Annotated in this window: 5 protein-coding genes and 4 tRNA genes; all 9 read right to left on the bottom strand. The window is 45.0% G+C overall.

Translation table 11 applies throughout. From position 1 onward, the window contains the following. The 9 genes from R8N49_RS02390 to recA all read right to left on the bottom strand — a co-directional run bounded on the left by R8N49_RS02390 (window position 1) and on the right by recA (window position 6867). A tRNA-Arg gene (locus tag R8N49_RS02390) sits at window positions 1-73 on the bottom strand. An 85-nt stretch (window positions 74-158) separates the two neighbouring features. Continuing rightward, window positions 159-250: transfer RNA gene (locus R8N49_RS02385), tRNA-Ser, on the bottom strand. A 29-nt stretch (window positions 251-279) separates the two neighbouring features. After that, a tRNA-Arg gene (locus R8N49_RS02380) sits at window positions 280-356 on the bottom strand. A 31-nt stretch (window positions 357-387) separates the two neighbouring features. Next, window positions 388-479, bottom strand: a tRNA-Ser gene (locus tag R8N49_RS02375). Between the two features lie 334 nt (window positions 480-813). Continuing rightward, window positions 814-1011 (bottom strand): carbon storage regulator CsrA, encoded by a 198-nt coding sequence (csrA, locus tag R8N49_RS02370; protein WP_004415691.1) that lies wholly within the window; start codon window positions 1009-1011, stop codon window positions 814-816. A gap of 92 nt (window positions 1012-1103) precedes the next feature. Next, complete coding sequence (locus R8N49_RS02365; protein ID WP_005383803.1) at window positions 1104-2291, bottom strand: aspartate kinase; 1188 nt, start codon at window positions 2289-2291, stop codon at window positions 1104-1106. A gap of 212 nt (window positions 2292-2503) precedes the next feature. After that, window positions 2504-5086: an alanine--tRNA ligase gene (gene alaS / locus R8N49_RS02360; protein ID WP_186584658.1), complete on the bottom strand. Its 2583-nt coding sequence runs from the start codon at window positions 5084-5086 to the stop codon at window positions 2504-2506. Window positions 5087-5228: 142 nt separating this feature from the next. Next, on the bottom strand, window positions 5229-5696 hold the full coding sequence (recX, locus tag R8N49_RS02355; RefSeq protein WP_017633543.1) for a recombination regulator RecX: 468 nt from the start codon (window positions 5694-5696) through the stop codon (window positions 5229-5231). 127 nt (window positions 5697-5823) lie between these two features. Further along, window positions 5824-6867, bottom strand: coding sequence for a recombinase RecA (gene recA / locus R8N49_RS02350; protein WP_005380874.1), 1044 nt, complete (start codon window positions 6865-6867; stop codon window positions 5824-5826). Window positions 6868-6966: the final 99 nt, after the last annotated feature.

Below are 6966 nucleotides of genomic sequence, written 5' to 3'. Positions count from 1 at the left end.
GCGTCCTGGAGGATTCGAACCTCCGACCGCCTGGTTCGTAGCCAGGTACTCTATCCAGCTGAGCTAAGGACGCGCAGATCTTCTTGCTAAGAAGTTGTGAAGTAAATCACATTCATTTCTTACGAAACAAAAAAAAGGCCATCGGGCCAGTCAATGAATGGCGGTGAAGGAGGGATTCGAACCCTCGATACGGGATAAACCGTATACTCCCTTAGCAGGGGAGCGCCTTCAGCCTCTCGGCCACCTCACCGTTTTCATTGTTATATCTCAAAAGAGATATGGCGCGTCCTGGAGGATTCGAACCTCCGACCGCCTGGTTCGTAGCCAGGTACTCTATCCAGCTGAGCTAAGGACGCACTTTTTGTTGATAAATCAACGTTGCAAGAATGGCGGTGAAGGAGGGATTCGAACCCTCGATACGGGATAAACCGTATACTCCCTTAGCAGGGGAGCGCCTTCAGCCTCTCGGCCACCTCACCGTCTTGCGGAGGCACATATTACGTTTTACCGAAAATATGTCAAACATTTTCTTTGAAAAAATCCACGAAACTGGCTTAACCGTTGCTGATTTAATCAAAGTGACTATTAAACGAACTTTATCACTCTATTATGATGAAAAAAAGAGAGTCTTCTCTGAAAAAAAGACATTTATTTTCAAATAACTTTCTGAAGTTCGAATCAACATTATTGATGAATTCACAGCCATACTCAATACAATAGTTTCTGCAAATTTTCAAAAACAGTAAAAACTAAAAAGGCCAACCCTTCGGTTAGCCTTTTTCATTCAAACTAAGCTCTGTAAACAGGAGCGACTTAGTAGTTACCTGAAGCAACGTTGCCATTGCCTTTTTCAGCTTGAATGCGCATGTAGATTTCTTCACGGTGAACTGAAACCTCTTTCGGAGCGTTAACGCCGATACGCACTTGGTTACCTTTAACACCTAGTACAGTTACAGTCACTTCATCACCAATCATCAGTGTTTCGCCTACGCGGCGAGTCAAAATTAGCATTCTTTGCTCCTTGAGTAATCTCTAAATTTTCTTGCTACAAAGCTATTATCCAACAAAAGTTATATTTTCGTAAACTACCTTGTTAGCGAAAATCAGCCTAAAAAGGCATGTTTTTGTTGAATGTTTAATGCTTCACTAGACGTAATGTAAGCATCATGCAGAATGTTTGCTGCTGTATCCACACATTCGGGTGCTAAAACTAGCATCATAGTGAGTGCATTCGTTGCGCTGAAATTGATCTCAATATCTCGCTTTGCCAACAAATCGCATGCGTGCTCTACCATTCCATTGGCCTCAAGCCCCACTGCGGTCAACAGGCTTACCACTTCACTATTACGGATTTTGTCGCTGAACACCAGATCGAACTTGGCACATGCATCTTGTTTTATCATGATACCTGCCCGTTCTGTTTCCTCGATCACATTCCAAATGTCGATACCCAACATCTGACATTGTTTTGTAGCACTAGATAAATGTTCTTTATCGACTTCGATTATGGCAAGGTCACGTTGAATGGCTATACCAGAGACGGCTTGATTGCCTAACTCCCCCTTTACCAGACTGCCTTCATTAACATCAAATGTCGAAAGCACGCGCAGTGGCACATTATTCTTCCATGCAAATTGCACTGAAGGTAAATGTAATACTTTCGCGCCTCGGCTTGCCATCGCTTCCATGGAAGGAAAATCGATAACCGCCAATTTTCGCGCGTTTTTCACTACACGTGGGTCACAAGTATAAATACCATCAACGTCGGTAAAGATTTGACACTCATCAGCGCGCAATGCGCCTGCCAGTGCCACTGCGCTCGTATCTGAGCCACCTCGACCTAATGTGGTGATATCCCCGTTCTCATTCACACCTTGAAAGCCTGCAACAATCACGATTTGGTCTTGCTCAAGCAATCCCAGAATTGTCTTAGTATCAATGTGTTTAATCGTTGCGTCATTGTGTTGATTATCCGTCACAATATTCGCCTGTGCTCCGGTAAGCGAGCGTGCAGCATGACCCAATTTATTGAGTGTCATTGCTAACAGTGCCATTGACACTTGCTCACCAGCAGAGAGCAAAACATCAAGTTCTCGAGCTGTAGGCACGCTATCTATCTGTTTAGCGAGGTCCATCAGTCTGTTTGTTTCGCCTGACATTGCAGACACGACAACAACAACTTGATTGCCATCATTTTTCGCCTTAATGATGTGTTCAGCAACTTGGTGGATTCTTTCAATTGAACCCACGGAGGTTCCGCCAAACTTTTGCACGATAAGGGGCTTTTTCACCAGTCTTCACCTTCCCAAGACCGAAGTCTCTTTAGAACTGCTTACATCGTCAGTATTTCCTTTTAGAAAAATTATATAAGCAGTAGTTACAACAAAAACCAAATAGCCTAAATGACTCGGTTAACTTTTGGTCAATTAAACCACTTGGCTGCTAAAAAAAATTACGCTCAATCAAAGAAACTTGATTGAGCGTAATTTTAGTAGTTAAAAGCTTATAAGCGCTCTTCTAACCAAGGCTGAACTGTTTTAATTGCCTCTGGTAGTGCGGCTACATCAGTACCACCAGCTTGAGCCATGTCAGGACGACCACCGCCCTTACCACCGACTTGCTCAGCAATCATCTTAACTAGATCACCAGCTTTTACTTTACCAGTTAGATCTTTAGTCACACCAGCAATCAGGCCAACCTTGTCACCTGTCACGTTGGCAAGCAGTACGACACCAGACCCCATTTGGTTCTTGATGTCATCAACCATAGTACGTAGGTTCTTGCTGTCAGCGCCTTCAAGAGCTGCGACTAGAACTTTTGTACCATTGACTTCAACCGCTTTGCCCATGATGTTAGCGCTTTCTGCTGCCGCCATCTTATCTTTTAGCTTCTGCACTTCTTTCTCTAGCGCTTTTGCTTTCTGTGCAGATTCTGCCAGTTTCTCTTCGTACTTCGCGTTTTGAGCTTCAATCGCGTCTAATGCAGCCTCGCCTGTTACCGCCTCAATACGTCGAATACCTGCAGCAATGCCGCTTTCTGAAGTGATTTTGAATAGGCCAATATCACCTGTGCTTGATGCGTGAATACCACCGCAAAGCTCTGTCGAGAAGTCACCCATAGACAGTACGCGTACTTCGTCATCGTACTTCTCACCAAACAGTGCCATTGCGCCTTTCTTCTTAGCAGACTCAATGTCCATCACGTTGGTTTCAATCGTGTGGTTGCGACGAATTTGCGCGTTAACTAGACGCTCAACTTCTTTCAGTTCTGCTGCAGTTACGGCTTCTAGGTGTGAGAAGTCGAAACGTAGGTTGTCTGCCTTCACCAATGAGCCTTTCTGCGTTACGTGCTCACCTAAAACTTGGCGTAGTGCTGCGTGTAGCAAGTGCGTTGCTGAGTGGTTTAGAGAGATAGCTGCGCGACGCTCTGCGTCAACGATAGTTGCTACTTCATCACCTTTCGCTAGAACGCCTTCTGCCATTACACCGTGGTGCGCGATTGCGTTACCTAGTTTTTGAGTGTCCTCAACGCGGAATACACCAGACTCAGTACGGATTTCACCAGCGTCACCACACTGACCGCCTGACTCTGCGTAGAATGGTGTTTCACCAAGTACGATGATTGCTTTGTCGCCCGCAGATAGCGAATCTACTTCGTTGCCTTCAACGAACATCGCTGCTACAGAACTAGAGCCTTTAGTACCTGTGTAACCACAGAATTCTGTTTGCGTATCAACTTTGATTGCTGCGTTGTAGTCAGTACCAAAGTTACCCGCTTCACGCGCACGTTGACGCTGCTCTTCCATCGCTTTCTCAAAACCTTCTTCGTCGATTGCGAACTCACGCTCACGTGCAACGTCGTTAGTTAAGTCAGCTGGGAAGCCATAAGTGTCGTAAAGTTTAAATACGGTTTCGCCGTCCAGTACTTTACCGTCTAGGTTATCTAATGCTTCGTTTAGAATCGCCATACCGCGCTCAAGTGTACGACCAAAGTTTTCTTCTTCGATACGCAGTACTTTTTCAACCACAGCTTGTTGACGCTTCAGCTCTTCACCAGCCGTACCCATGATGTCAGCTAGAACGCCAACCAACTTGTGGAAGAATGCACCTTGTGCGCCCAGCTTGTTACCGTGACGAACTGCACGACGGATGATACGACGTAGTACGTAACCACGACCTTCGTTTGAAGGCATCACACCATCAACAATCAAGAATGAACATGAACGGATGTGGTCAGCAATAACGCGTAGCGATTGGTTCGATAGATCTTCATAACCAATGACTTCAGCCGCTGCTTTGATAAGAGTTTGGAATACATCAATTTCGTAGTTTGAGTGAACGCCTTGCATGATTGCAGAGATACGCTCGATACCCATACCAGTATCTACCGATGGTTTTGGTAGCGGTTCCATAGTGCCGTCTGCGTGACGGTTGAACTGCATGAATACGTTGTTCCAGATCTCGATGAAACGGTCACCATCTTCTTCAGGCGTGCCAGGACGACCACCCCAGATGTGTTCACCGTGATCGTAGAAGATTTCAGTACATGGACCACAAGGACCAGTGTCGCCCATTTGCCAGAAGTTATCAGACTCGTACGGCTTGCCGCCTTCTTTGTCACCAATGCGAACAATACGATCAGCGGGCACGCCAACTTTCTTGTTCCAGATGTCAAACGCTTCGTCATCGGTTTCGTAAACAGTTACCAATAAACGATCCGCTGGCAGTTTAAGAACTTCGGTTAGGAATTCCCAAGCAAAGGAGATCGCATCTTCTTTGAAGTAATCACCAAAACTGAAGTTGCCTAACATTTCAAAGAATGTGTGGTGACGAGCAGTAAAGCCAACATTTTCTAGGTCGTTATGTTTACCACCTGCACGTACGCAACGCTGAGCCGTAGTCGCTCGAGTGTAGGCTCGTTTTTCTAAGCCTAAGAAACAATCTTTAAATTGGTTCATACCTGCGTTTGTGAACAGCAGGGTTGGGTCGTTATGTGGAACTAACGATGAACTTTCTACGATTTGGTGTCCTTTGCTCTCAAAGAACTTGAGGAACGCGTTACGAACCTCATCAGTGCTCATGTACATGCAGCTCTTCCTGAAAATAGTCGAGTTAGAATTTTGCCGTATTGTAGATCATGCAAACAGCTGAGACTAGTTTTCTTGAGGAAAAGAGGGAGTAGGAGAAAAAATTTGAAGCAAAACAAAAATCAGTGCGAACGACTGACCGTTAATCTTCGTCCTCAAAGCTCAGCGCGTAGCTGATTTGGTCAAAACTGTAGCCACGATATTGCAGAAAACGAACTTGTTTTGCGTACTCTTTTTGGTCTTTGGCTTTAATACCTTTGAATTTCTTTTCTGCCGCCTGTTTAGCCAGTTCAAACCAATCTTGCGGCTCTTCAGCCATAGCTTGCTCAATCACCGATTCCGCAACACGCTTCTGGTTTAACTCTTGACGAATTCGACGCTCTCCATGTCCTTTGTATACATGCTGTCTAATTTGACTCTTCGCGTAACGTAAATCATCTAAATAGTTATGGTCTAGGCAAAAATTAATTGCGATGTCGATGTCTGATTCTTCATAGCCCTTCATCGATAATTTTTGGTAAAGCTCATACTGACCATGATCGCGACGGCTAAGCAATTGGATAGCTGCCTCTTTGCTCGATAATGTTGGCGCCTGGCGTTTTTGGTACATGATGATCCTAAAAGTATTTTTGCTGTACAGGCTCTCAATGGCCTTTGTGATAATTCGATTTTTGATTTCAATAGATACAACAAAGCCCCGCATTGCAGGGCTTTGTCATTTATTAATCTATGAGAGATTAAAACTCTTCAGCTTGCTCTGGCGCTTCACCAGCTTCAGGCGCTTCCGCAAGTGCTGGCGCTAGCAACATTTCACGCAGTTTTGTATCGATAGTTTTAGCCACTTCAGGATGCTCACGCAGGTAGTTACACGCATTCGCTTTACCTTGACCAATCTTATCGCCATTGTAGCTATACCAAGCACCGGCTTTTTCAACTAACTTGTGCTTCACACCTAGATCGACAAGTTCACCTTCGCGGTTAAAGCCTTGGCCGTACATGATTTGTGTGTTTGCTTCTTTAAATGGTGCTGCAATCTTATTCTTAACAACTTTGATGCGCGTTTCGTTACCTACGACTTCGTCACCTTCTTTGATTGCGCCAGTACGACGGATATCTAGACGAACAGAAGCGTAGAACTTAAGTGCGTTACCACCTGTTGTTGTTTCTGGGTTACCAAACATCACACCAATCTTCATACGGATTTGGTTGATGAAGATACACATACAGTTAGACTGCTTTAGGTTACCCGTTAGCTTACGCATTGCTTGAGAAAGCATACGTGCTTGCAGACCCATGTGGCTATCGCCCATTTCGCCTTCGATTTCTGCTTTCGGTGTTAGCGCTGCAACAGAGTCGACAACCATAACATCGATAGCACCAGAACGTGCAAGTGCGTCACAGATCTCTAGCGCTTGCTCACCTGTGTCTGGCTGAGAAACCAGCAATGCATCGATATCTACGCCAAGTTTCTTCGCGTATACAGGATCTAGAGCGTGCTCTGCATCGATAAACGCACACGTTTTGCCTTCACGTTGCGCAGCAGCAATAAGCTCAAGGGTTAATGTTGTTTTACCTGAAGATTCTGGGCCGTAGATTTCTACGATACGACCCATTGGTAGACCACCAGCACCCAAAGCGATATCAAGAGAAAGAGAACCCGTTGAGATGGTTTCTACGTCCATTGCGCGGTTATCACCAAGGCGCATGATAGAGCCTTTACCGAATTGCTTTTCAATTTGACCTAGCGCAGCGGCGAGCGCTTTCTGTTTGTTCTCGTCCATTACTTTCTCCGATTTATTCATCTTCTTTGGGCGACGAATAGTAATTCATTTTTCTTAAGCAGAAGAACTGCTCAGCAATGAAAGTTATTATACTGTTGA

Source organism: Vibrio sp. 1978 (assembly GCF_033344345.1).
This window is presented reverse-complemented; position numbering and strand designations above follow the sequence as displayed.

What these genes read in the sequence shown, in the direction of transcription:
- csrA (WP_004415691.1), bottom strand. Translation starts at nt 1,011, where the DNA reads ATGCTAATTTTGACTCGCCGCGTAGGCGAAACACTGATGATTGGTGAT.
- alaS (WP_186584658.1), bottom strand. Translation starts at nt 5,086, where the DNA reads ATGTACATGAGCACTGATGAGGTTCGTAACGCGTTCCTCAAGTTCTTT.
- recX (WP_017633543.1), bottom strand. Translation starts at nt 5,696, where the DNA reads ATGTACCAAAAACGCCAGGCGCCAACATTATCGAGCAAAGAGGCAGCT.
- recA (WP_005380874.1), bottom strand. Translation starts at nt 6,867, where the DNA reads ATGGACGAGAACAAACAGAAAGCGCTCGCCGCTGCGCTAGGTCAAATT.